This window comes from Paraburkholderia lebeckiae (genome assembly GCF_050436225.1).
GTDB lineage: Bacteria > Pseudomonadota > Gammaproteobacteria > Burkholderiales > Burkholderiaceae > Paraburkholderia > Paraburkholderia tuberum.
Genome location: NZ_JBNDLU010000001.1, coordinates 1,548,939 through 1,575,127, shown reverse-complemented (window position 1 = coordinate 1,575,127; position 26,189 = coordinate 1,548,939). Strand labels below are relative to the sequence as shown.

The following is a 26,189-nucleotide window of genomic DNA, read 5'->3' as shown; positions in this document are numbered from 1 at the left end:
CCACAGGATGGTCCGCGAACCGTAGTTAACGATAAGGAGGCCGTATGTCACTCATCGTCGCAGCACGCTTCACCACTTTTCCCGCTGCGGAAAGCGGGGCGCAAAAACTGTTCGATGCGGGTTTCGTGGAAGAGGACGTTACGCTGTTTTTCGTCAATCCGCGCGGCCAGCATGCTCGTTTCCCGATCGGCGGCGACACCGATACCGACCCCGGCGCGCGCGAGGCGCCTAAAGGCGCGGGCATGGGCGTGACGATCGGCGCGGTGATTGGCGCGGTGATTGGCGTGGCGATCTTCGCGGTGTTTTCCGCGCCGCTGCTGGTGTCGCTGATCGCGGCCGGCGTCGGCGCGTATGTCGGCTCGCTGGTCGGCGCGATGTCGCGCACCAAGGAGCGCGGCAAATCGGACTATCGCGTGCCGTATCACGAGGAGGCGCGCGATTCGGGCGTGCTCGTCGCCGTGCACGTGTCGCCCGACAATCAGCTCGATGCCGCGCGCGTGCTACGTGAAGCGGGCGGCGTGTCGATCGAGAAGGCGACTGGCCGCTGGCAGCAGGGACGCTGGGCCGATTTCGATCCGCTGAAGACGCCCGAGCCGATCAAGGAATTCGCGGAGAAGCGCGCGTGATTTGAGCGACGCGGCATACCAGCAAAAAACGGCCCGATGACGATCATCGGGCCGTTTTCCGTTTACCGCGCTGTTTCGACGTCGCGCTACACCCACGGTTGCCGCGCATCGCGCGGCTGTTGCGACGGGCGATGCAGTGCCGGGCACGCGTGATGCGGGCTATCAAATGCAGCCCGCCGCGCGTCGAACCGATTCATCGCGAGGCACATAAAAAGCCCCGCGCGGCGGATTCCGCGATGAACGAAACCCTTGGAGGTATTGAATGGCTACCAACGTTGTTTCCGTATTGAATGATCTGGTCGAAACGTCGAAGGATGGCGAAAAGGGCTTTATGAAGGCAGCCGAGGATGCGCACGACGAACAGCTGAAGACGCTGTTCCGCTCGAGTGCCGAGGACTGCTCGCGCGGCGCGCGTGAGTTGCAGGATGCCGTTCAGACACTGGGCGGCAAGCCCGAAACCGGCGGCAGCATGAGCGGTGCGCTGCATCGCGGCTGGGTCGACGTGAAATCGGCGGTATCGAATCGCAGCGACCATGCGATTCTCGCCGAGTGTGAAAAAGGCGAGGACGTCGCGAAGAAACGCTATCACGACGCGCTGGAAAAGGATTTGCCGGCGGACGTGCGGGCAATCGTCGAGCGGCAGTACCAGGGCGTGCTGCAAACGCATGACCGGGTGCGCGATCTGCGCGACCAGTATGCGGCAATGAAGCATTGATCGACGCGTCAGTGCAATAAGGAAGAGCCGGCTCTGCTAGCCGGCTCTTTTACGTTCTGTTCAGTCGAAGCGGTGCGAACCGATCGCGCGGATATCAGTCAGCCGCGACCTTCAGATGGTTCTTCACGCTGGTCACGCCCTTCACGCTTTGCACGACATCTTCGGCGGCGGACTTGTCGTCGGCCGAAGGCACCGAACCCGTGAGCCACACGACGCCCTTGCGGGTCTTCACGTGGATATGCGTCGATTTGACGTTCTTCGCGGCAAGCAGATCAGCCTTGACCTTGGTCGTGATGGTGCCATCGTCGATATGCTGGCCGACGCTTTCCGACGCCGCGGGCGGGGCCGAAGCGCTGGTCTGGGCGTTCGCGTTCAGCGCGAACGCGACGACGGCGATGCTGCCTGCGGTCTTCAGAAGCTGGATCGTCTTCATGGTTCTCTCCTTCAGGTGGTGATGAAAATGGCGGTCTTGTTGCCGGTGGCCGATCGCGGCCGAAGCCGCTGATGACGCACGTGGGATCGTCGCCGCTACGGTACCGTCAGGGGCCCGTTTCTCGACACCGGACGCTGTACCCGCATCCGCGCTCGATCTAGGCGTTTGCGAAGGGCTGCGTCCGTCCACACAGCGTTGCTCCGCAACCATCGTGCCTGCCGTCTGCGAGCCATCCATGCCGCTCGCGAAAGCCGCATGCACCGGGGATTTTCGACTGATGAATAGGGCTGCGGCGCGCCCATGCGCGAGCCTGCCGGAGATGTGAAGAAAGGGGACCGAAAATTGCCTGCCGTTTGTAAAAACCGGCGCGCCGGTCGGGGCAATTCATCCTCCTGAATAAAACAAAGCGCAATCAAAACAGCGTCTTGTGCGAGCTGGTACAGACGTTGCGTTGATCCGTGAACTTGGCTCATTGAGTCTGAGGCTACTAACGAACGGGATCACTCCAATGCCTTCAATCGAACTACGCACAAGGCAGTCTCTCGCACTGACGCCTCGTCTTCAGCAGTCGGTGCGGCTCTTGCAATTGTCGGCTCTCGAGTTCCAGCAGGAATTGCGCACGGCGCTCGATACCAATCCGTTCCTCGAATACGACTCGTCCGAAGCGGAGGACGTCGCGCTCGCCGGCACGACGCCAGGCGAAGGCGAGGACGCCAACGCGCCGCCCGCCGCCGATACGCTTGCCGCCGCCGAGCCGGACGGACTGCCGGCGGAAAGCGCCGGTAGCGATACGCTCGAAAGCGCGGGCCAGGACGACGTGCCCGCCGATTTTTACGGCGACTACGGTTCGCGCAACTCGACGCGCCAGAACGGCGACGGAGACGGCAGCGACCCGGCCGATTGGGCTCGCTCTCAACCCACGCTGCGCGAGCAGTTGCACGACGCGTTGCGCCTGTACCGGCTAGACGACCGCGATCGCGCCGTGGCCCGTTTCATCATCGAGGCGCTCGACGACGACGGCTATCTGCGGCAGTCGCTGGCCGACCTGGCCGATAGCGTCGATCTGGAACCCACGCTGACCGAGGAAGAACTGCTGGTGGCGTTGCGCCTCGTGCAGGCGCTCGATCGTCCGGGGCTCGGCGCGCGTTCGCTATCGGAATGCCTCGCGCTGCAGATCAATGCGCTACCCGCCAATACGCCGGGACGCGAAGTCGCGCGGCAGATCGCCGAGCATCATCTGGAAAGGCTCGCGCGCCGCGAGCAGGCCGAGTTGCAGAAACAGATCGGCTGCAGCGCGGAGGAATTGCGTGTGGCTTGCGCGTTGGTGCGCAAGCTCGATCCGAAGCCCGGCAACTGCTACGGCCGCACCGAGGATAACTATGTCGTGCCCGACGTGATCGTGCGTCAGGTGCGCAACAAGTGGGTCGTGTCGATCAATCCCGCGGTGCAGCCGCGGGCGCGAATCCATCGCATGTATGCGCAGCTGTTCGCGCAGTCGGCCGGCGCGAGCCGTTCGCCGCTTGCGCAGCAGCTACAGGAGGCGCGCTGGCTGATCCGCAACGCGCAACAGCGCTTCGATACGATTCAGCGGGTTGCCGAATGCATCGTCGCGCATCAGAAGGCATTCTTCCTGTACGGCGAGATCGCGCTGAAGCCGATGGTGCTGCGTGACGTGGCTGACGAGCTGGGCCTGCACGAATCGACGATCTCGCGCGCGACGGGCAACAAATATATGGCGACGCCGCGCGGCATCTTCGAGTTCAAGCATTTCTTCCCGCGCGAGCTCGGCACCGAAAGCGGCGGAACCTGCTCGGCCGCCGCGGTGCGCGCGTTGCTCAAAGAGATGATCGCCGCGGAAAATACGCACGATCCACTGTCGGACGTAACGCTCGCGAAGATGCTCGCGGACCAGGGCGTGCTGGTCGCGCGACGCACGGTGGCGAAATACCGGCATCTGATGAAGGTGCCGCCGGCTGAACTGCGCCGGCAGCTTTGACGCGCCGAAGTTTTAACGGGGGTTTGAAAAAAACTTGGCCGGGGTTTGAAGCAAAGCAGTCATTCAAACAGCAGTACATTGCGCACAGGGTCATGCGAGATCGTCCGCTCGCATGACCCTTTTTCGTATCTGGACGTTTCGCCGGCGTGCCTTTACATTGGCGGGTCAAATGGGAAGAGATCGGCGCAACGGATCGCACTACAACGGGTGAGCGCAATGAAGTATTCGAATCTGGTCGAGCGACTGCAAGGGCGGCGCACGTCGGCGTGGGAAATTCATCGGGTCGCGCAGCAGGCGGCTGCCAGGGGCGAAGACGTGATCGTGCTGAGCGTTGGCGATCCCGAGTTCTCGACGCCCGCGCCGATCGTCGAGCGCGCCATCGATGCGTTGCGGGCCGGCGATACGCACTATACCGCGATGGCCGGTCGCGAGCCGCTGCGCGCCGCGATCGCCGCCGAGCACGCGCGCACGACGGGCTGCGACGTTAGCGCCGCCAACGTGGTGCTGACCGCCGGCGCGCAAAACGGCGTGTTCGCGGTGTCGCTGTGCCTGCTCGAAGCGGGCGACGAAGTGATCGTTCCCGAGCCGATGTATCTGACCTACGAGGCCTGCGTGCGCGCGGCGGGCGCGACGCTCGTCGCGGTGCCGGTCGATCCGGCGCGCGCGTTTCACGTCGACTGCGACGCGCTCGAAGCGGCGATCACGCCGCGCACGAAGGCGATTTTCTTCGCGACGCCGTGCAACCCGACCGGCGTGGTGATGCAGCGCGCCGATCTCGAGCGCATCGCGCGGCTCGCGTGCGAGCACGACCTGTGGGTGCTGTCCGACGAGGTCTATGCGGAACTCACGTTCGAACGCGATCACGTGAGCATTGCGTCGCTGTCCGGCATGGCGGAGCGCACGGTCACGCTCGGCAGTCTGTCGAAGTCGCATGCGATGGCGGGGTGGCGTGTCGGCTGGACAATCGGGCCCGCGACGCTGATCGAGCACATGGCGCGGCTCGCGCTCGCGATGCTGTATGGCCTGCCGGGTTTCATCCAGCAGGCCGCGTTGACGGCTCTGGAGAACAGGGCGGAGATCGTCGCCGATATTCGCGAGATCTACCGGCGGCGGCGCGACGTCGTGTTCGAGCGCTTGCATCGTGTGCCGGGCTTGCGGTGCCTGTTGCCCGAAGCGGGCATGTTCATGATGGTCGACGTCAGCGGGACCGGGCTCGATACGACCGAGTTCACATGGCAGCTGTTTCGCGCACAAGGCGTGGCCGTGCTCGACGCGAGTGCGTTCGGGGAGACGGCGAACGGCTTCGTGAGGTTGGGGCTGGTGGTGGGCGACGATCGATTGATCGAGGCGTGCGAGAGGATCGCGCGGTTCGTGGAAGGGGGGCGGGGCTGAGAGAGCGGTGCGTTCGGCGCGGCTTACTTTTTCCTGCGCACGAATTTCAAGCCGAAGCGCACCAGCCGCGGCATCGTTTCGGGCCGCAACAGCCGAGGGTCATACCCAACAAATCGCCGCTCATTTTCCTGAAGACACAGCTGCATCAATTCGGGCACGCTGATATCGACATCCGTTACCGACTGCGCGCCGTTTACCGTGAAGTTGTTATCGTGCTCGTGGACGTTGCCCTCGGCATCAATCGCACGAGCGAGCCCAATGCGCTCCCACACCAGAAACGCCCACACGCCCGCCACCTTGAGCTCGAAGCGGATGCGCTGCCACCATGAAAGCCGGGCGCGATGCCACGCGACCCAGTTCGCGAACAGCAGAATATGGCGGCACTCTTCCTGCATCACCGGCTCGAATGTCTCGGTCAGTGCCGGCGGGAACAGGCCCGAGCGCCGCGCCACCTCGAACAGGCCGAATGCGAAGAAGCTGTCGATACATTCGCTATAGCCGGTCACGAGGTAAGCCCGTTCCGTGTCTTTCGGATAGACGTACGACGGCTCGCTCGCGAGCGCGATGCCATATGCATGCACCATGCGCGACAGCACTTCCTTATGGCGGTTCTCTTCCCACGCGTTCAGCGCGAGTGCGTCGCGCAGGTCCGGGGTGTCGAGCGTGGCCGCGTAGGCGGCCATGCGCAGGCGCGCCCTGCCTTCGGTTTGCACGGCGATGTCCCAGATCGGCAGATCGACGATACGCTTGAGCGTCGCGGCTTCGAGTTGCGGCCATGCGAGCACGGCCGGGCGATACGGATTGAAGGTCTCGCGAAACATGCGGCACATTTCCTGCCGGTGCACGTCGGAGCCGGGCGGCAGCGGGCCGCTGACGGTGCTAGTCCAGTGCCGCATCGCGCGGTCGGCGGCGTCGAGGGTCGAGGGGTCGGGCTGCTCGTGCGGCAGTTGCGGCGCGCGAAAGCCGGGGATCAGCGCGGCAGCGTCGAATGCATCCAGTACCAGTTGGTCCATTGGGTATTCTCGACAAGGCGACGAAGGCGCTGTCGATTCTGCCATGACTGCGCAGGTGTGCGCCACGTCGAGCAAAAAGCGCTTTGTCATGTTCGGCGTGCGGTGACGCAGACGGTTGACGCCGCGCAAACTTGCGTCAAGAATCGAGCGCCGGGTGTGCTCCCGAACCCGGCTAGCCCGATTCCAGCGCGTTTCGACTCGTCGCGGAAGACTTCATGATCCCTCGCTTCTCTTTTTCATTGCGCCGCTTGCTGACAGCCGGATTACCGGCCGCCGCGCTGACGGTGACGCTTTCTGTCGCCGGTGTGGTGCCGTTCGGCGAACAGTGCATGGCAGCCGAACAGGCCGATGCGTCGAGCACCTCGGAAAGCACGGCAACGGAGGGAAGCACGGACGCCGCCGCATCCGCGCCGATCGCACCACGCCAGGGACCGGAGGCGAACGCGTCGCCGGTCGGCGAACCGAGCGAGCCGCACGCGATGACGGCGCGCCCGAACGGTGAGCCGCGCAAGCGGACGGCTGCGCGTGGCGACACGCAGGCTGCATCGAATGCACCCGACTCGGCCGACGCGACGGCAAGGCCTCGCGACGACAGGGCTTCGACGCCCGCGATTCCCGTGCCGCCAGAAACCACCAGCGTCACCACGCATTCGCTTCGCCTGAACGGTCGCAAGCTCGACTACACGGCGAGCGCGGGCAATCTGTTGCTGCACGACAAGACCGGCGCGCCCAACGCGAGCGTGTTCTATGTCGCATACACGGTGCCGACCAGGACGCCTGCGACGCGTCCGATCACCTTTCTGTTCAACGGCGGCCCAGGCGCCGGCAGCGTATTCCTGATGATGGGCTCGGTCGGCCCGAAACGCGTGCGCACCGCGAGCCCCGCGAGCACGCCGCCCGCGCCTTACACGCTCGACGACAACCCCGACAGCCTGCTCGACACCAGCGACCTCGTGTTCATCGACGCGGTCGGCGCGGGCCTGTCGAGACCGCTCGGGCATGGCACGGGCAAGGACTTCTGGGGCGTCGATCAGGACGTCAGTGCGTTTGCGCAATTCATCGACCGTTATCTGACGGTGAACCAGCGCTGGAATTCGCCGAAGTACCTGCTTGGCGAATCGTATGGCACCGCGCGCGCCGCGATGCTCGCTTATCGGTTGGGACAGAACAATATCGCGCTGAACGGCGTGATCCTGCTGTCGTCGGTGCTCAATTCCGCGGCGTTCGCGCCAGGCACCGATTTCAAGAGCGAGAGTTATCTGCCGAGTTTCGCGGCGATCGCGTGGTATCACGACAAAGTCACGCCGAAGCCCGCGAGCCTGCCGGCCTTTCTCGACGAAGCACGCGCGTTCGCCCGCGGACCCTATGCGCAGGCGCTCGAACAGGGCGATGCGCTGCCCGACGATCAGCGCGACGCGATCGCCGCGCGCATCGCGTACTTCACCGGATTGGACGTGGCTTTCGTGAAGCGTAACCGTCTGCGTCTTTATCCGTCGCGTTTTCGAAACGAGTTGCTGCGCAACGAGTCGCGCAGCGTGGGCCGCTACGATGCGCGTTTCGAAGGCCTGAACTACGACGATGCATCGGAGGATCCGGACTTCGATGCGTCGGTGAGCAGCGTGTCGAATGCGTTCAATGCGGCGCTTCATCAGCATCTGTCGGACGACCTTCACTACACGCCAACCGACCGTTACCTGGTGTTCAGCGACGACGCGTTGAAGCAATGGGACTGGAAACATCGCGAATGGTGGGGCGAACGGCTGGAGCTGCCCTACGCGGGCGGCGATCTGGCCGAAGCGATGCGGCAGAATCCGCGGTTGCGGGTGTTATCGCTGAACGGCTACTTCGATCTCGCCACGCCGTTCTATGCGACCGAATATGCGCTCGCGCATCTCGGCCTCGATCGGTCGTTGCGCGAGAACGTGCGCATCGCCTACTATCCGACCGGCCATATGGTGTATCTCGACGATGCCGCGCTGCACGCGATGAAGCGTGACCTCGTGAGCTTTTATACGGAGCAGCCGCGTTGAGATCGGCGAATCGTCGCATGGTGTCGAACGGTATAATTCCCCGCACCGTGGAGTAGCCGCGCGCTCTGTCAACCGGCTTCATCGTTCGCCGCTTATGCCATTCACCCCGATTCCGTCCTTCGCGCGCAAGCGCATTTCCGACGTGGTGTCCGACCAGATCAAGCAACTGATCTCGGAGGGCACGCTGATGCCCGGCGACCGTCTGCCGGCCGAGCGCGATCTCGCGGCGCAGCTCGGCGTGTCGCGACCATCGCTGCGCGAGGCGCTGATCCGGCTGGAGGCGGACGGTTACATCGAAACGTCGGGGCGCGGCGGTTTCACGGTGGTCGACGTGACCGCGCCCATCATCTCGAAGCCGCTTGCCGAACTGTTGCTGCAGAATCCGCGCACCAGTGCCGACATTCTGGAGTTGCGCCAGGGGCTCGAAGCGATTTCGACGGTCTATGCCGCGCAGCGCGCAACCGCCACCGATCTGAAGAAAATCCGCGCGGCGTTCGAGGCGTTGAAGGCCGCGTCGCTGTCGCGCGATCGCGCGAATCTCGCCGAACTCGATGCCGCGTTTCATCTCGCGATCGCCGACTCGACGCACAATGTCGCGCTGGCGCATGTGATGCACGGCATTCACACGCTGATTCGCGAGGGCATGCGCCAGTATCATCGGTTGATCGATTACGACGACGCGATGGAAAAGCAGTTGATGAGCCAGCACCAGGCGATTTACGACGCGGTCGTCGCACGCGATGCGCCCAAGGCACGCAAGGCCGCCGAGCGGCATCTGGCGTTCGTGCGGGAGATTTACAAGGACGATGCGACGAAGCCGTCGGCCGCGGTGATTTCCTGATTCCCTGATTTCGAGGCCCGCGCCGTCCGAATTGACACCGCCAACGGACTTTTTTATAGTCTTGGTCAGACCAACATGACCAAAACGCCCAGGCGGGCCGCACCGGTCAACAGACATCGTTCCCGCCGCTTTTCCTGAAGAGCCTATGAAAGTCGCGCTGTTTATCCCGTGCTTTATCGACGCGTTCTATCCCGAGGTCGGTATCGCGACGCTCGAACTGCTCGAACGTTTCGGCATCGAGGTCGACTATCCGCAGCAGCAGACTTGCTGCGGCCAGCCGATGGCCAATAGCGGCGCGCATGCGGACGCCGCCGCCACGGAGCGACTATTCGCGCGCAACTTCGCGGGTTACGACTACATCGTCGGGCCGTCCGCGAGTTGCATTCACCACGTGCGCGAACATCTGACCGCGCTCGAGCAGACCGACGAAGTGAAGAAAGTACGCGCAGGCGCTTACGAACTGGTCGAGTTTCTGCACGATGTGATCGGCGCGCGCGAATTTCCTTGGGCCGAGTTTCCGCATCGCGTCGGTCTGCACACCAGTTGCAGCGCACTGCGTCATCTGAAGCAGGCGTCGGCGTCGGAAATCGCCGGCACGCCGTTTTCGAAGCCGCGCGCGTTGCTCGAAGGCGTGAAGGGCATCGAGTTCGTCAAGCCGGCGAGGCCCGACGAATGTTGCGGTTTTGGTGGCACGTTCTCGGTCACCGAAGAGGCGGTGTCGGTGCGCATGGGGCAGGACAAGGTGCGCGACCATCTGAATGCGGGAGCCGAGTACATCGTTTCGGGCGACATGTCGTGCCTGATGCACCAGCAGGGTTGCGCGGAACGCATGAAAGCCGACGCGCGCTTCATTCATATCGCGCAGGTTCTCAATGGAGCACGCGCATGAGCGGCGACCATCACCGCATCGATCACGCCAAAGCCGCGGGTTCTTTCATCAGCAAGACCGAGCATGTCGCGTTTCACGACAAGCGTTTGTGGGACCTGCGCGAGAAGCGCGACGCGCAGGCGCACGGCATTGCCGAATGGGAAACGTTGCGCTCGCTGGCGTCGGGCATCAAGGAACACACGCTGTCGCATCTGGCCGACTACCTGGAGCAGTTCGCGGCGGCGGCCGAGGCCAATGGCGTGGTCTTGCATTGGGCTGCGAGCGCGGAAGAGCACAACGCGATCGTCCACACGCTGATGTCCGAGCGCGGCATGACGACGCTCGTGAAGAGCAAGTCGATGCTGACCGACGAATGCCGGATGCGCGAGTATCTCGAACCGCGCGGCATTACCGTGATGGAAACGGACCTCGGCGAGCGCATCCAGCAACTCGATCACCAGGACCCGAGTCATATGGTCGTGCCGGCCGTGCACAAGCTGCGCGCGGACGTGGCCGAGCTGTTCGGCCGGACCATCGGCACCGATCCGACGAACAGCGACATCCACTATCTGGCCGAAAGTCAGCGCATGAATACGCGGCCGTATTTCGTGCGCGAGAAAACCGCTGGCATGACCGGCTGCAATTTCGCGGTGGCGGAAACGGGCACGGTCGTCGTCTGCACGAACGAAGGCAACGCCGATCTTTCGGCGAACGTGCCGCCGCTGCATATCGCATCGATCGGAATCGAGAAGCTGATCCCGAAGGTGTCGGATCTCGGCGTGTTCGTGCGCATGCTGTCGCGCAGCGCATTGGGTTCGCCGATCACGCAGTACACGTCGCATTTTCGTGCGCCGCGGCCGGGCACCCAGATGCATTTCATCCTCGTCGATCATGGCCGCTCCGAACGGCTCGCGATGGAGGACTTCTGGTACTCGCTCAAATGCATACGCTGCGGCGCGTGCATGAATACGTGTCCGGTCTATCGACGCAGCGGCGGCCTGTCGTATGGCGGCACCTATTCGGGGCCGATCGGCGCGATCATCAATCCGACGTTCGATCTGAAACGCTATAGCGCGTTGCCGTTCGCATCGACACTCAATGGCAGTTGCACGAATGTGTGTCCGGTGAAGATCAACATTCACGAGCAGATCTATAAGTGGCGCGCGGTGATCGCCGAGCAGCACGAAGTGCCGTTCGTGAAGCAGGAAGTCCTGAAGATGGCGGGACGTCTGCTATCGAGTCCGACCTTGTATCGCGCGACGGTGTCGTCGATGGGCAGCGCGTTGCGGCGGCTGCCGAATTTCGTGCTGTACAACCCTCTGAATATCTGGGGCCGGCAGCGCGAATTGCCGGAGGCGCCGAAGATGACTTTTCATGCCTGGTACAAAAAGAATCGCGGAGGCGGCGATGACAACGCGTGAGGCTTTTCTCGCCAAGGTGCGCGCCGCGCAACCGGCCGCGCGGTCGCGTCCCGACGTGCCGCTGTTCGATGCGGTTGGCGGCGATCTGCGGGCGCGCTTCACGGCGGCGTTGCAAACGATGGGCGGCACTTGCGTCGAAGCGGCCAGCGCGAGCGACGTCAGCGATCTGATTCGCGAGCGTTTTGGCGCGACGGCATCGATCGCATCGGCGAGCGCCGAAGTGCCGGGCACGCGCGTGATTGGCGCGGGTACGGACCCCGCATCGCTGCAGGACGTCGACGTCGGTTTGGTTCGGGCGCGCTTTGGCGTCGCCGAAACCGGCTCGGTGTGGTTTAGCGAGCGCGAATATGTGGTCAATGCATTGGGCTACATCGTCCAGCATCTGGTCGTGCTGCTCGATCCGGCGCAATTGCTCGATGGACTGCAAGACGTCTATCGTCGCGACGATTTCCGCAGGGCGCGCTACGCGGCGCTCGTTACCGGACCTTCGGCCACCGCCGATATCGAGGGCGTACTGATTCGCGGCGCGCAGGGCGTGCGCTCGCTGACGGTCGTGTGGCTCGCGGGCTAATGTGCGGCGGTTGCGGCGCCGGACTTTGCTATCATTACTGTATAAACATACAGGTCCCGCACAAAGTCCGTGGCAACCGATGCTCGCTCAGAGATCCGCTCTGAAGCCCCTTACTACCTGCTGAATTTCGAGCGCGCGCTTGCGTGGCTCGCCGCGCGTTACGACGATCTGCTCGACGACGAAGAGCACGCTTTTCTGGAAACTTTCGCGACGTTGCCGCAGGCATCGCGTGCGCTGCTGGTGCGCATGCTGATGCGCAAAGGCATGCTGTTCCGCGCGAGCCGCCTGGCTTACGACGAAATCGGCTGTCCGTTGCAGGCGGCGATGCCGATGACGGTGCATCGCTGGATCGACACCGAGGCGGCCCTGTCTCTCGACGACCTGTTTGCGCTCAGCACGCGTGCGCAATTGCTGGACATCTTTGCGGACGCGATCGCGCGGATTCCCGGCGCAAAGGCTTTGCGCAAACCGGATCTGCTCGAAACGCTGCGCGAGTTTTACGAAACCGCAAGCGGCGACGCGCAAGCGTGCGCATCACGTCCGCTCGCCGCCTGGCAAGACGCTTCTACGGACCGCGTGCTGCACGTCGCGATCGCGCCGTTGTGCGATCGCTTGCGCCTGATGTTCTTCGGCAATCTGCATCAGGACTGGTCGGAGTTCGTGCTGGCCGATCTTGGCGTGTTCCAGTACGAGAAGGTCGCGTTCGGGCCTTTGTCGCGCGCGTTCCAGCAACGCGCGGACGTCGACGTCTATCTCGCGCTGCACGCGTGCCGCGAAGCGCTCGAATGGCTACCGGTCGACACCGACACACCCACCCTTCACGAACTGATCGCGACCGTCCGCTCGATCGGCACCGCGAATCCGTGGCTCGAAATGCGTCGCGCGAAACTACTGTTCCGGATCGGCCAGGATTGCGAGCGGCGCGGGCAATGGGACACCGCGCTCGCGGTGTACGACGCGTGCGCCTGGCCCGGCGCGCGTCTTCGACGCATGCGCGTGCTCGAGCGCAGCGAGTGTTACGGCGAAGCGCTGGCGCTGGCCTCGCAGGCCGATGCCGCGCCTGAGAGCGAAGAAGAGGCGCAGCGCGTCGCCCGGATGTTGCCGCGCTTGCGGCGCAAGTGCGGCGAGCCGGTGCCGCGCGCACCAGCGGCGAGGCCTGTGGAGCGCGGCACCCTGGTGCTGCCGAAGCCTGATACGCCGGTGGCCGTCGAGTACCTGGTGCGCGATTATTTGAGCAGCGACGCCGCGCCGGTGCACTACGTCGAGAACGCGCTGATCAATTCGCTATTCGGCCTGCTGTGCTGGGAGCCGGTGTTCGCGGCGTTGCCCGGCGCGTTTTTTCATCCGTTCCAACGCGGACCGGCCGATCTGCACGCGCCGGACTTTCACGCGCGTCGCGCCACCCAGTTCGCCGCGTGCTTGGCGCAGCTCGATAACGGCGTCTATCGCGACACGATTCTGCGGCATCTGCAGGACAAGGCCGGCATGCAGTCGCCGTTCGTGTTCTGGGGACTGCTGACGCCCGACCTCATCGCGCTCGCGCTCGACTGTCTGCCCGCCGCGCATCTGAAGCTCTGCTTCGAGCGCTTGCTGCGCGACATTCGCGGCAATCGTTCGGGCTTGCCAGACCTGATCCGGTTCTGGCCGGCCGAGCGTCGCTATGAACTGATCGAGGTGAAAGGCCCCGGCGATCGTCTGCAGGACAACCAGAATCCGCTGGCTCGCGTACTGCGCGCAGCACGGCATGCCGGTGCGCGTCGTCGACGTGCGCTGGGCCGGGCAAGAGGCGCAGAGCGAAGCGGACGCCGCGACGCAAGCCGCAGCGGAGCGCGTCGTATGAGCTACGTGGTGGCTGTCCGCGCGATGTGCGAATTCACCGCTCGGCGCGGCGATCTCGATCTGCGCTTCACGCCCGCGCCGACTTCGCTCGAAGGCATCGCGGGTCATCAGATGATCGCCGGCCGCCGCGCGAGCGGCTACGAAACCGAGCTCACGCTGACGGGCTCGCATCGCAGTCTGACCGTGCGTGGCCGCGCGGACGGCTACGACGGAATCGCGAACCGGCTCGAAGAAGTGAAGACGTATCGCGGCGATCTCGCGCGTATGCCCGCGAATCATCGCGTGCTGCATTGGGCGCAGGCACTCGTGTATGGGCATCTGCTGTGCCGGGCGCGCGGGCTCGGCGAGCTGACGATCGCGCTCGTGTACTTCGATATCGGCAGTCAGAAGGAAACCGTGCTGACGCAGCAGCACAGCGCGCGCGAACTCGAAATCTTCTTCGTCGACCAGTGCGAACGATTTCTCGATTGGGCCGTGCAGGAAGACGCGCATCGCGTCGCGCGCAACGCGGCGCTCGTCGCGTTGCAGTTTCCGTATGGGCGGTTTCGGCGCGGGCAGCGCGAGCTCGCGGTGGCCGTGTATCGCGCGGCACGCGACGGCAAGCCGTTGATGGCGCAGGCGCCGACCGGTATCGGTAAGACGCTGGCGACGATTTTTCCGTTGCTGAAAGCCTGCGGCGAAGACCGGCTCGATCGCGTGTTCTTTCTGACCGCGAAGACGCCGGGCCGCGCGCTTGCGTTCGATGCGATCGACTCGCTGCACCAGAGCGCGCCGTTGCCGCTCAGAACGCTCGAACTCGTCGCGCGCGACAAAGCCTGCGAGCATCCGGACAAAGCCTGCAACGGCGAGTCCTGTCCGCTCGCGCGGGGCTTTTACGACCGTCTCGATGCGGCGCGCGCCGCCGCGTTGACGACGCCACGGCTCGATCGCGCGGCGGTGCGCGAGGCTGCGCTCACGCACAATATCTGTCCGTACTATCTGTCGCAGGAGCTCGCGCGCTGGGCCGATGTGATCGTCGGCGATTACAACTACTACTACGACGGGAGCGCGATGCTGCATGCGCTCACGCAGATCAACCAGTGGCGCGTCGGCGTGCTGGTCGACGAAGCGCACAACCTGCTCGAACGCGCGCGGCGCATGTATACCGCGTCGCTCGATCAAAGCGCGTTCCGGCTCGCGCGCAAGAGTGCGCCGGCGGCGTTGAAGAGGCCGATCGAACGCTTGCAGCGCGAGTGGAACGCGGTGAAGCGCACGCAGACGTCCAGCTATCAGGTGTATGCGGAGGTGCCCAGCAAATTGCTGTCCGCCGCGCAGAATCTGATCGGCGAGGTAACGGATCAGCTCGCCGACGCGCCGTTGTCGATCGACGAACATGCGCTGCGCGTTTTCTTCGACGTGATGCACTTCGTCGCGCTCGCCGAACAGTTCGGCGAGCACTCGATGTTCGACGTGACACTGAGCGCCGACCGCTACGCGCCGCGCGACAAAACCAGTGCGACGCTCTGCGTGCGCAACGTGATCCCGGCGCCGTTCCTCGCGCCACGCTATGCGGCTGCGCGTACCACGGTGATGTTCTCCGGCACGCTGAATCCGCAGCATTTCTATCGCGACACACTTGGGCTCGCCGACGACACGCAATGGCTCGACGTCGAGGGACCGTTTCGTGCGGAGCAGTTGCAGGTGCACGTGGCCGCTCATGTGTCGACGCGCTGGCGTGACCGCGAACGCTCGCTCGCGCCGATCGTGGAGCTGATCGCGAAGCAGTACGACACCCAGCCCGGCAATTATCTCGGGTTCCTGAGCAGTTTCGACTATCTGCAACGCGTGGTCGCGCTGCTGCGCGAGCGGCATCCCGGCTTGCCGGTGTGGGCGCAGGAACCCGGCATGGACGAAGCCGCGCGCGATGCGTTTCTCGCGCGCTTCAGGACGATGAATCAGGGCATCGGCTTCGCGGTGCTCGGCGGCGCGTTTTCGGAGGGTGTCGATCTGACCGGGCAGCAACTGATCGGCGCGTTCGTCGCGACGCTCGGTTTGCCGCAGATCAACGACGTCAACGAGCAGATGCGCCGCGCGCTCGATGCGCGCTTCGGCAATGGCTACGACTACGTGTACCTGTATCCGGGTTTGCAGAAAGTCGTGCAGGCGGCGGGGCGCGTGATCCGTACCGAAGAGGACCGCGGCGTCGTGCATCTGATCGACGACCGCTTTCGCCGGCCGGAAGTGCGGCGCCTGTTGCCGCGCTGGTGGCAGGTTCGCTAGCACCGCGCCGGGCTAGCGAACCTTTACGCGCGCGACGCGCGACGCGTTACGCGTGCGGCGAGGTCGAGCCCGGATTGCCGGGCGTACCAGGGCCGCCGGCCGGGCTCGGATCAACCGGGATCTGGTCGTCGAGCGGCGCGTCGCCCTTGTGCGGAGCGTGACCGTCCCCCGCGGCGTCGCCGTCCGGCCGGTCGCCATGGCGTTCGCGCGGCAGGGCCGTATCGAACCTGGCCTTGCTCGCCGGGTCCCACGTGAGCAGATGACGCTGCGGATTCGCGATCTCGATGCCGAGTTCGCTGAAGCGCTCGAGGATGCGTCGGTTGAATTCGCGTTGCACGCCCCAGCGCGACGTATCGCGGCATTGCATCTGGCCGGCCAGCGTGATCGCCGAACCGTCGACCGCATCGACGCCCCAGAACGAGAAGTCCGCCAGGATGCCGTCCTTGAAGTTGTCGTCCGTGCGCAGCGATGCGCCGATTTCCTTCAGCGTGTCGATCGCGCGCTCGACGTCCTGGCCGAACACGATATTCACGCGCACCGCCGCGTTGCCGATGCCGCGATTCGTGTTGTTCACGGTCGACACCGAGCTGAACGGCACCGTAAACAGCGAGCCGTCGCCGCCGCGCAGCCGCACGGTGCGAATCGACAGATATTCGACGGTGCCCGACACACCCGCGAGCGTGACCCAGTCGCCGACCTGCATCGCGTTTTCCATCAGCAGAAAGATGCCGGTGATGAAGTCCTGCACGAGCTTCTGCGAGCCGAAGCCGAGCGCGACGCCGAAGATGCTCGCGCCCGCGAGCAGCGGGCCGATGTTCACGCCGAGTTGGCTCAGGCCGGTCAGCACGACGACGAGCGCGATCACGCAGAACAGCGCGGTGCGCAGCATCGGCATCAAGGTGCGCAGACGCGCTGCGCGCACCAGATCGCCGTTGCTCGTCCAGTTATCGAGGCGACGTTCGGCCGACACGTTGACGACCTCCCACACCACCAGCGCGATGATCGCGGCGACGGCGATCGTCGCGAGCGCCGAGGCGAGCCGGTGGCCGATCGTGCCGCTGCGGAACAGATCGATGACGTCGACGCCCCACGCCTGCAACAGCACCAGCGCGGTGACGCTGCCGATGATCCAGCCGATCACGCGCCGCAGCGCCGGATAGTATCGGTAGGCGTGCTCATGCACGAGCGAGCGTGACGCTTCGTCCTGCACATGAAAGATGCGCGCGAGCGCGCCGAAGATCACGATCGACACGAGCCGTGCGCCGATCAGTATCGCGAGCGTCATGCCGCCGATATTCACGAGCGCGTGATAGCCGTTCCGTACGTCGAAGGCCCAGACGAACCACAGGCCCATCACGATGACCACGGTCACCACGGCCCACGCGTCCGCGAACGCGTTGCCCAACATCTCCAACGACTCGTGAGCGGCGAAGCGATTGCGGATCCGGTTGGCGACCGGTTTCGCGCAGCGCAGCACGAGGATCGAGATCATCACGTGACCGGCGAGTGCGACCACTTTCAGCAGCGCGAGATGCGCGGCGTCGTTCATGCCAAGCGCCTGCGCGACTTCGGCTAGCGCGACGCCGGCGCCGACCACGCTGACGATTCGCACGATCCAGCCGAGCAAGAACGCGGCCCACGCATCGCCCATGCGCAGCAGCCGCAGACGCGGTGCGCTCGGCTGCAGGAAGAACGCGCCGACGATCACGACGCAGCGGCACACCACATAGACGTCGATCAGCGAATCGAGCGCGCGATCCTGCGGCGTGCCGTTGCCGGTGAAGATCGACATCAGCGCGCTCGCCGCGCCGACGAACACCGCGATCGGCACGAGCCGCAGCAGCGTGATCAGAAACGCGCGCGGCAGACGTTGCAGCAGCGTCCAGTGGTGCGTCGCGTTGCGCTTGCCTTCGGCTTCGATGGCGCGGCCTTTGGCGGATGGCGTCGCGTACGGCGCGGCCGGGCCAGTCGCGACGGCTTGCGCCTCCGCTTCGAGCACTGACGGCACCGATGAGATCGTGGTCAGCGGCGGCGTGCTGGTCGGCGGATGACCGGTCGGCGCGGCGCCGGCGTCGTGCGCGGGCGGCGGTGAGTTGTCGTTGTCATCCTGCCGCGCGGCTTCGCGGCGCGCGGCGATCGCCCGATAGACGCGCCGCAGCAGCCGCCGCGCCAGCCATTCGAGCACCAGAGCGGGGATCAGCGCGGCCAGCAGCGACCACAGCACCTCGAACAGCACCGCGCGCGCGTGCGGATTGGCAAACTGCCAGTTCCACCATGCGCGCACCGACGCGACGTCGAGCAGCGCGGCGATCGAGCCGCGCAGCGAGGTCGCGAGATAGCCGGCGTAATGCGCGCCCTCGCGCGCGAGTTGCGAGGCGAGGCCATTGGATTTGAACGCGTCCGGCACGAGCGCGGCTGCGCCGCTTGCGGCGGCGGGCGCCGACGCCGCCGCCGGCGCGGATGCGGGCGGCGCGCTCAACGCGCCGGCCGCGGCGATCGCTTGCAGCGTATCGGCGACTTGCGCGCGACGCTTGGGGTCGTTCAGGACGGCGAGCGCGTCGCGGGCCTGCTGAGGTGTCAGCGTGACGGCGGCGGAAGCGGGTGTCGCGGGCGTGGGATGGGCAGGCGCAGGCGCGGCGGCGGAAGCGGGTGTCGCGGGCGTGGGATGGGCAGGCGCAGGCGCGGCGGCGAAGACGGGCGCCGCGCCTGCGAGCAGAAAAATGAAAAAACAGACACGCAGAAATTTTTGCATAGGGTGTAAAGCGGGATGAGGCCAGTGCGGACGATTGTGCCGGAACATGGGCTGTTTCAGCGGGGCGACCCGGGACCGACAAGGGGCGGGGCGCTGAAGTTCCTGCGGCAGAGGCCCGCCGGACGGGCGAAAGGGCCGCGAGAGCGGCGCCCGTCCGGCGGGGCGTTGACCCGACAGGATAGCCGATGAGGGCCGGCAGGCCTGTCGAAGGCAGCAGAAAGCCTGCCCGGAAAGCCCGTGGGCGGGGCGGCGCAGGAGGTAGGAGGCCGCTTGCCGGGTGGCAATGCTGGCGGCTGCGCGAGGATGTTCTCGACGACCACGCTAGGTACGGGCAGAGCGCGGAAAGTCGGGAATGCCCAATCGCCGTGACCGTGCGCTGCTAAGCGTTCACTACAAAAAGCGCTTAAATCTGCACTTATGCCACTGAAGAGGTCTGGCGCTCTGCTTCGTCATCGGCATGGGGGCTGCTGCTCGCGCCGCGTCCGGTCGGCTCCTGGTGCAGCCGGTTCGCGTGCATCAGCCGGTACAGCGTCGCGCGCGAAATGCCGAGTTCGGCCGCCGCATCGGACAGCTTGTAGCCGTGCCGCAGCAGCGCGTTCCCGATCGCATCCTTTTCGGCCTTGCTGCGGATTTCCGCCAGCGTGATCGCCGGGCCATTGTCAGCCTCGGGTAGGCCGAGGTCGATCGCGGTGATGAAGCGGCCCTCGCTCATCACGACCGCGCGGCGCACGCAGTTGATCAGCTCGCGCACGTTGCCGGGCCACGGATAGTTCGACATCGCGACGATCGCGTCGCTCGACAGGCCGCGCAGCTTGCGCGCGCCGTCCTGCTTGTACATGCTGAGCGCGTAATTGGCGAGTAGCTTGATGTCGCCGCCGCGCTCGCGCAATGGCGGCTCGACGAGGCGCAGCACGCACAGCCGGTGATAGAGGTCGGAACGGAAACGCCCGTCTTCGACGGCGCGCTCCAGATCGACGTGGGTGGCCGAGATCACGCGCACGTCGACGCTGATCGGACCGTTGCCGCCAAGCCGCTCGATCGTGCCTTCCTGCAGGAAGCGCAGCAGCACCGCCTGGCATTCGTGCGGCATGTCGCCGATTTCATCGAGAAACAGCGTGCCTTCATGCGCGCTCTCGATCCGGCCGAGCTTGCGTTGCACCGCGCCGGTAAAAGCGCCGCGCTCGTGGCCGAACAGTTCGGCCTGCAACAGGCTCGGCGGAATCGCCGCGCAATTGATCGCGACGAACGTGCGGCCCGCGCGCGGGGAGCGGTCGTGAATAGCACGAGCGGTCAGCTCCTTGCCGGTGCCCGATTCGCCCGCGATGAACACCGGCGCATCGGTCACGCCGCATTTGTCGATGCGCCGGTAGAGCTGCTGCATCGGCTCGCATTGTCCGACCATGCCGTGGCGGCCGAGCGACGGCTCCGGCACGACGCGCGGCTGACGCAGGCTCGACAGCCCATGCGCGTGGCCGAGCGCAAACATGAGCCGCTCGTTGAGCCAGGGCTGCGTGACGAAGTCGAAGCAGTAATCGAGGATGAAACGGCTGACCAGCTCGTTGTCGGCCTGGCCCGGCACGATCTGCGCGACCCAGTTGGTTTCGACGCGGCGCATGCACAGCGCGAGCGCGGACAGCTGCTGTGACGTGCAATCTTCCGGCAGTTGAACGAGACCGACCTTGATGTTGCCGCGTTCGATCATGCGTTCCGCCACGGCCGTGCTTTTTGCGTGCACGGCTTGCCATCCCGACGCGGCCAGAAACTCGACGAGTTTCTGGTCGGGCGCGTTCGCCACGTACAGAACCGTGCGTTCCATGTCGGCCGGCGTGCAAGTCGTAGTCATGGTTCCCCCGTTCGATCCTCAGGACTGCCGTGCGACGTTGTGAGATTCAGGCGGCCAGTTGCTGCACTCCGGCTGCGACGCATTCACGACAGCAGCAATCACGAACAAGGGACACGCTTCAAGTGCGGCGCGAACCGGACCGCGCTGCATGGTGGACCGTTTCATGCGATGGCGGCGACCTTGTCGTTCATTGCTGAAACTGCCCGGCGATTTTTTCCCCGAACCGTGAAAACCACTTGAACCGTGGCTTGCCTCGTTGACCTGATACAAGCGCTCTGATTGGCGTATGGCCTAACGATAAGCGAAAGCGCCTAAAAGCGCCAGAAAAGAAACATGGATGAAGAATGCGTGTTGGTTTTTCGGATTAACACGGATCACTAATGAATAAGCAGTCAAGGCCGGTAATGCGCGGAATCGCACATTGCGTAGCAATTGCCTTGGGATTAAGGCGTGACTAAAAGGGACGGGGCGCGAGCAGTCATGTTTCACACTTGCGACAGATTGGACAGCGCGAGTCGAATGCGCTTTGCCGCGCGGGGTAGGGCGCTTTGCCAACCGGAAGGAGCGGCGAAGCCGCGTGCGGCGGGCCCCGCGGCCAGTCAGCAGGCCGGCGAGACGGAGCGGGAGGCGCGCTTTGCGGCCAACGCACAGCGATTTGGCGTGTCAGAAACGAATCAATGCGCGTCACGCCAAAAATCGGACAGGCTCGCGCTGCGTCAAAAGCAAACCGATTTCTCGCCAGAGTGAAGCTTTGGCGGGCGCCTTACAAATTCGAACGCGTGTTGGCATAACCGTTGCAATAAGGTCTGCACAGAAAAATGTTTTGCCGCCAGGTCGACGGTACGGGAAAACCGGATTAAAAAAAGACCGGCGGTAAAAAAGTCACTCGCAGACATGGTCGGGGAAGCCAGCCATCAGGTGTTTGCGGGAGCGCGGCGGGGCCTTCTTGAATACGTTAGAAAACGGGTGAGTGGCGGACCGGTTTGGCGGCCATTCAAAACCGGACGAAAAAAGGGCAACGACTTCGCCGTTTTTCCTTTTCGACTTTTTGTCCTCACGACGCGAAAAGGGTGGCGATAACGACAGGCAACGCGCTGGCAACATTCGCGAGCGACGCGCCGCAAAGGGAAGGGGCAGCGCCGGATAAGGACCGGCCGGCGCGATGAAGCGGGGAGAGAGGCCTAGTCTCCACAGAGAGACGGATATACGAGGTGAACCAGGGGCCGTGTCCGTGGGTTGGCACGGGCACGGCGACCTGGCCCAACGGCCGGGGCGCTGAGACCAGACGGCGTGACCTGGCGCAAAACTGCTCGACATCGAGGGCTGACATGAAACCACAACTGATTCGCAGGCCGGCCGCTTCGGGAGGAACCAGAAGCACTTACCGGCGGTATGTCGCGGCATCGCGCGCGCGCTTTTTCGCGCAGGCGGCGGGCTCGTCGGTCGATCTGCTGACGCTCGTCGTCGCCGAGGCGCTCGAGCGCCGAGCGCAAGCCGAGATCCGCCGCGACCTGCTGCGCGACGCGCTGTGCGCCATGCCGGTGCGCGCTGAACGCCGCGCGGCGCATCGGCGCGACGACGATGAAACCGACGTCTGACGCTTGCCGCTCGTCGGCTCGCAGCGACCGCGCAGGAATTCGATAGCACCGTTTGCCGGCTCATGGTTTTCACGGAGGAGCGTCGCGGTAAGGAACTCGCGCCGAAGCCTGCGTCGTCAATCGTGAACAGACGACTGGAATAAAAGCCCGCGCATGACGCGCCAAGCGCCGCAGAGCTGCCATGATCGACATCTTCCTGATTGCCGCGAGCATCGAAAACGCGCAGCGAATCGTCGTGCGCCTCGAAGAGAGCGGCGTGCGTTACCGGCTGCACACCGCGTTCGGTTCGGCCCGGCAATTGCCGATGCACGCGCGCGTGGTCCGCGGCGCCGACCTGCTGATCGTCGACGACGCCAATCTGAGCGTGGGCGGACTAGACGGCATCGAGGAAACGCTCGCCTGCGCGCCGACGCTATATTGCATGCTGGTAACGCCGGCGCCGTCCACCGCGCTGATCGGCGCGGCGCTGCGCGTCGGCGTGCGGCAGGTGCTGTCGTGGCCGCTCGATCGTCAGGCCGTCGTCGATGCGCTTGCGCAGATCGAAGCGCGGCGCCGCGAGCCCGAGCGGCGCCACGCGCGCGTGGTCACCCTGGCGTCGAGCAAGGGCGGTAGCGGCACCACGCTGATCGCGGTCAACCTCGCGTGCGCGCTCGCCGCGCGGCGTGAGCGGCGCGTGCTGCTGATCGACCTGAGCCAGCAATTCGCCGACGCGAGCCTGCTGATGGCGAATCGCCCCCCGCCCATGACGCTCGTCGATCTATGCTCGCGCAACGAGCAACTCGACCCGGCGCTGTTCGACGCGTGCGCGATGCACGTGTGCCCGAACCTGGATCTGCTCGCCGGCGCCGGCGATCCGTTGAAGGCCGCCGAACTCCTGCCCGGTCAGCTGGACCGGATTCTGACGCTGGTGCGCGAGCGCTACGACGCGGTGCTGATCGACGTCGGCACGAGCCTGAATCCGTCGACGATCCGCGCGCTCGCGCATAGCGACGCGATCTGCATGGTGGTGCGGCAGAACCCGCTGTACCTGCACGGCGCGCGCCGCATGCTCGAGATCTTTCGCGAACTGGGGCACCCGTCCAGCAAGGTGCGGGTCGTCGTCAACCACTACGACAAGGGCGCGCAGATCAATCTACCGATGCTCGAACGCACGCTCGGCGCGAGGGTCGCGCATCAACTGCCGCGCGACGATCAGCACGTCAACGATGCGCTGAGCCGCGGCGTGCCGCTCGTCGCTTGCGCGCGCGACAGCGGGCTCGCGCAAGGGATCGTGCTGCTCGCGAACATGCTGTGGCCCGCGGGTGCGGAGCGCCGCAGGAGCATGCTCGGGAGGTTGCTCGCGACGTGGCCGAATCTGCCGCCGCAATTGAAGCCGGGGGTCTAGGACGACGTCTACTCGCTGCTCGAGCCCGGTCTTCTGCTGGTGAACCTCGAGATCGGGAAGATGATCGTCTGCGGCTGCAGTTGGCGCTGCAGGCCAGACTCATCCTGCGCGAAGAGAAGCTACAGTCCGACGACGAGCGCTATCGCGGATACCGTAGTAAGGTGAGATACAGGGTCATCCCCGGCATATTCTGTAGGCGTAGAGCCGCGGCCTCGGAGTCTCGAAAGCGTCGGGCAGGCTCGCGCCGTCCGGTCACTCCAGCGAGAAAATCACGTGAGCGCAGCACCGTCCATGCAAAACGCGCAGGGTTTCAGCGACCTCGCGTCGATCCTGTCCAATCCGATTCTGAATACGGATTCGTACAAGGCATCGCACTATCTGCAATATCCGCCCGACGCGACGGCGATGTTCTCGTACATCGAATCGCGCGGCGGACGTTACGACCGCACGCTGTTCTTCGGCTTGCAGATGCTGCTGAAGGAGTACCTGCGCCGGCCGGTTACCGGCGCGATGATCGACCAGGCGCGGACCTTCTTCAGCGCGCACGGCGAGCCGTTCAACGAGGCGGGCTGGCGCTACGTCGTGCAGCGATACGGCGGCTATCTGCCGGTGCGGATTCGCGCGGCGCCCGAAGGCTCGGTCGTGCCCACGCACAACGTGCTCGTCACCGTCGAGTGCGACGATCCGCAGGTGTTCTGGCTCACGTCGTATCTGGAGACGATGCTGATGCGCGTGTGGTATCCGATCACGGTCGCGACGCAAAGCTGGCATCTGCGCCAGACGATCCGCGAGTATCTGCTGAAAAGCAGCGACGATCTCTCGCAGCTACCGTTCAAGCTGCATGATTTCGGCGCGCGCGGCGTGTCGAGCGCGGAGTCGGCGGCGATCGGCGGCGCGGCACATCTCGTCAGCTTCATGGGCTCGGATACGGTGCTCGGCGTGATTGCGGCGAATCACTTCTATCGCGACCGCATGGCCGCGTTCTCGGTGCCGGCGGCCGAGCACAGCACGATCACGTCGTGGGGCCGCGAGCGCGAAGTCGACGCGTATCGCAACATGATCGCCCGCTTCGGCAAGCCGGGCGCGATCGTTTCGGTGGTGTCCGACTCCTACGACCTGTTCGCCGCGCTCAACGCATGGGGCGGCGAGCTGAAGCAGGCCGTGCTCGATTCCGGCGGCATGCTCGTGATTCGCCCGGACTCCGGCGATCCGTGCACGATCGTCCTGCACACGCTGCGCTCGCTGGAGGCTTCGTTCGGGTCGCAGACCAACAGCAAGGGGCGGCGTGTGCTCGACCATGTGCGCGTGATTCAGGGTGACGGCGTGAACCCGGATTCGATCGTCGCGATCCTCGCCGCGATGGACGAGGCCGGCTTCGCCACCGACAACATCGTGTTCGGCATGGGCGGTGCGCTGTTGCAGCAGATCAACCGCGATACGCAGCGCTTCGCGATGAAGTGCTCGGCGATCCGGCTAGGCGACATGTGGCACGATGTGTCGAAGGATCCAGTCACGGATCACGGCAAGCGTTCGATGAAAGGCCGGCTCACCTTGCTGCGCCATCGCCGCACCGGCGAGTACCGGACGGTCACGTTGCCGATCGCGTGGGACGGGAGCACGGTGGAGGGCGAGTGGGGCGAAGCGCTCGAGACGGTGTTCGAGGCGGGCCGCTTGCTGGTCGATACGTCGCTGGCCGAGATTCGAGGCCGCGCATATGCGGACGAAGGTTGATCCAGCTTTCTGACGCATCGGCATGGTCACGAGCGGGTGGGTCATCAGCGCCCAGTAGCGCTGCATGAACGGCAGACCTGCCGCAATATCCGACAGGACGCTTGCAACACGCCCGCGAACGCGGCCGACACCACATAGCCGATCTCGATGCGTCCCACCTCGCCAGGCGGGCGGAGGTGGTGCGCTTCAAGGGAGCGGTATCGGAAGGGTAAAAGCCGTCGTCGGCTCGCGCCGGCCCCCCCCTCACGCCGTTTTCCTATATCGTGTGCGCCATGCCCGCCGCCTACCGCGCGCGGACTGTTTTTCCGGAGCGCGGCGCGACTCTGCACGTGCATGACGCGCTCCTGCAATACACCAAACGACATCAATGAGCCATCCCAACACCGAGCTGATCGAACGTTTCTACACGGCCTTCCGGCAACGCGACGCCGAGACCATGGTCGCCTGTTATGCCGACGACGTCGTCTTCAGCGACCCCGCTTTCGGCGAGCTGGTCGGCGATGAAGCGCGCGACATGTGGCGCATGCTCGTCAAGCATGCGCAAGACTTCACGCTGACCTTCAGCAACATCGAGGCGGACGACCATGCCGGCCGCGCGCAGTGGGTGGCGAGCTACCGTTTCGTCCAGACGGGGCGCGACGTCGTGAACCGGATCGAGGCGAGTTTCGTGTTCCGCGATGGGCTCATCGTCGAGCATCGCGACCGCTTCGATCTGTGGCTGTGGATGCGCCAGGCGATGGGCGTGCGCGGCACGCTGTTCGGCTGGTCGCCGTTCGTGCAGCGGATGCTCAGGCAGCAGGCGCGCCGAGGGCTGCTGCACTATCGCGGGCAGTTGAGGCGCGACTAGGCGCATGCGGGCGGCGCGCGCATCGCGCCT

18 protein-coding genes and 1 pseudogene are annotated in these 26,189 nt (G+C 65.0%); 15 read left to right on the top strand and 4 right to left on the bottom strand.

The window, feature by feature from the left end:
- Nucleotides 1-44 precede the first annotated feature (44 nt).
- Nucleotides 45-626: a glycine zipper domain-containing protein gene (locus tag OKW45_RS07345; RefSeq protein WP_018425286.1), complete on the top strand. Its 582-nt coding sequence runs from the start codon at nucleotides 45-47 to the stop codon at nucleotides 624-626.
- A gap of 262 nt (nucleotides 627-888) precedes the next feature.
- On the top strand, nucleotides 889-1,341 hold the full coding sequence (locus OKW45_RS07340; protein ID WP_018425285.1) for a PA2169 family four-helix-bundle protein: 453 nt from the start codon (nucleotides 889-891) through the stop codon (nucleotides 1,339-1,341).
- A gap of 94 nt (nucleotides 1,342-1,435) precedes the next feature.
- On the opposite strand, the gene OKW45_RS07335 is transcribed toward OKW45_RS07340, so the two are convergent.
- Nucleotides 1,436-1,774 carry a BON domain-containing protein gene (locus tag OKW45_RS07335; RefSeq protein WP_018425284.1) on the bottom strand — a complete coding sequence of 113 codons (339 nt, stop codon included), beginning with the start codon at nucleotides 1,772-1,774 and terminating at the stop codon, nucleotides 1,436-1,438.
- Nucleotides 1,775-2,282: 508 nt separating this feature from the next.
- On the opposite strand from OKW45_RS07335, the gene OKW45_RS07330 reads away from it, so the two are divergent.
- Complete coding sequence (locus tag OKW45_RS07330) at nucleotides 2,283-3,770, top strand: RNA polymerase factor sigma-54 (RefSeq protein ID WP_429466871.1); 1,488 nt, start codon at nucleotides 2,283-2,285, stop codon at nucleotides 3,768-3,770.
- A gap of 216 nt (nucleotides 3,771-3,986) precedes the next feature.
- Entirely contained in the window at nucleotides 3,987-5,162 is a 1,176-nt protein-coding gene (locus OKW45_RS07325) for a pyridoxal phosphate-dependent aminotransferase (RefSeq protein WP_429466869.1), read from the top strand.
- A gap of 23 nt (nucleotides 5,163-5,185) precedes the next feature.
- Here the strand turns inward: OKW45_RS07325 and OKW45_RS07320 are convergent, their stop codons facing one another.
- On the bottom strand, nucleotides 5,186-6,175 hold the full coding sequence (locus tag OKW45_RS07320) for a ferritin-like domain-containing protein (RefSeq protein WP_429466867.1): 990 nt from the start codon (nucleotides 6,173-6,175) through the stop codon (nucleotides 5,186-5,188).
- A gap of 215 nt (nucleotides 6,176-6,390) precedes the next feature.
- Between OKW45_RS07320 and OKW45_RS07315 the strand changes: the two genes are divergently transcribed.
- From OKW45_RS07315 to OKW45_RS07285, 7 genes and pseudogenes are all read left to right on the top strand, one after another.
- Complete coding sequence (locus tag OKW45_RS07315; protein ID WP_429466865.1) at nucleotides 6,391-8,205, top strand: S10 family peptidase; 1,815 nt, start codon at nucleotides 6,391-6,393, stop codon at nucleotides 8,203-8,205.
- Nucleotides 8,206-8,299: 94 nt separating this feature from the next.
- Nucleotides 8,300-9,046, top strand: a complete 747-nt coding sequence (locus OKW45_RS07310) for a FadR/GntR family transcriptional regulator (protein WP_018425279.1) — start codon at nucleotides 8,300-8,302, stop codon at nucleotides 9,044-9,046.
- A 145-nt stretch (nucleotides 9,047-9,191) separates the two neighbouring features.
- Nucleotides 9,192-9,935, top strand: a complete 744-nt coding sequence (locus OKW45_RS07305) for a (Fe-S)-binding protein (protein ID WP_187613568.1) — start codon at nucleotides 9,192-9,194, stop codon at nucleotides 9,933-9,935.
- Entirely contained in the window at nucleotides 9,932-11,335 is a 1,404-nt protein-coding gene (locus tag OKW45_RS07300; protein ID WP_429466863.1) for a lactate utilization protein B, read from the top strand. Before OKW45_RS07305 ends, OKW45_RS07300 begins: the two co-directional genes overlap by 4 nt.
- Nucleotides 11,322-11,906: a LutC/YkgG family protein gene (locus OKW45_RS07295; RefSeq protein WP_429466862.1), complete on the top strand. Its 585-nt coding sequence runs from the start codon at nucleotides 11,322-11,324 to the stop codon at nucleotides 11,904-11,906. The genes OKW45_RS07300 and OKW45_RS07295 overlap by 14 nt, the downstream gene beginning before the upstream one ends.
- Before the next feature lie 69 nt (nucleotides 11,907-11,975).
- Nucleotides 11,976-13,746, top strand: a pseudogene (locus OKW45_RS07290) (VRR-NUC domain-containing protein).
- Nucleotides 13,743-16,004: an ATP-dependent DNA helicase gene (locus OKW45_RS07285; protein ID WP_429466860.1), complete on the top strand. Its 2,262-nt coding sequence runs from the start codon at nucleotides 13,743-13,745 to the stop codon at nucleotides 16,002-16,004. Before OKW45_RS07290 ends, OKW45_RS07285 begins: the two are co-directional and overlap by 4 nt.
- Nucleotides 16,005-16,050: 46 nt before the next feature.
- Here OKW45_RS07285 and OKW45_RS07280 read toward each other — a convergent pair whose 3' ends face one another.
- Complete coding sequence (locus OKW45_RS07280) at nucleotides 16,051-18,756, bottom strand: mechanosensitive ion channel domain-containing protein (RefSeq protein WP_429466858.1); 2,706 nt, start codon at nucleotides 18,754-18,756, stop codon at nucleotides 16,051-16,053.
- Between the two features lie 415 nt (nucleotides 18,757-19,171).
- Nucleotides 19,172-20,599 (bottom strand): sigma 54-interacting transcriptional regulator, encoded by a 1,428-nt coding sequence (locus OKW45_RS07275; RefSeq protein ID WP_429466856.1) that lies wholly within the window; start codon nucleotides 20,597-20,599, stop codon nucleotides 19,172-19,174.
- 1,328 nt (nucleotides 20,600-21,927) lie between these two features.
- Between OKW45_RS07275 and OKW45_RS07270 the strand changes: the two genes are divergently transcribed.
- The 4 genes from OKW45_RS07270 (at nucleotide 21,928) to OKW45_RS07255 (ending at nucleotide 26,159) form a co-directional block, all read left to right on the top strand.
- Nucleotides 21,928-22,197, top strand: a complete 270-nt coding sequence (locus tag OKW45_RS07270) for a hypothetical protein (protein WP_429466855.1) — start codon at nucleotides 21,928-21,930, stop codon at nucleotides 22,195-22,197.
- Nucleotides 22,198-22,378: 181 nt separating this feature from the next.
- Nucleotides 22,379-23,581: a CpaE/TadZ family protein gene (locus OKW45_RS07265; protein ID WP_429466853.1), complete on the top strand. Its 1,203-nt coding sequence runs from the start codon at nucleotides 22,379-22,381 to the stop codon at nucleotides 23,579-23,581.
- A 291-nt stretch (nucleotides 23,582-23,872) separates the two neighbouring features.
- Nucleotides 23,873-25,312 carry a nicotinate phosphoribosyltransferase gene (locus OKW45_RS07260; protein WP_429466852.1) on the top strand — a complete coding sequence of 480 codons (1,440 nt, stop codon included), beginning with the start codon at nucleotides 23,873-23,875 and terminating at the stop codon, nucleotides 25,310-25,312.
- Between the two features lie 367 nt (nucleotides 25,313-25,679).
- A complete protein-coding gene (locus OKW45_RS07255) occupies nucleotides 25,680-26,159 on the top strand; it encodes a nuclear transport factor 2 family protein (RefSeq protein WP_018425268.1) in 480 nt (159 codons plus the stop codon).
- Nucleotides 26,160-26,189: the final 30 nt, after the last annotated feature.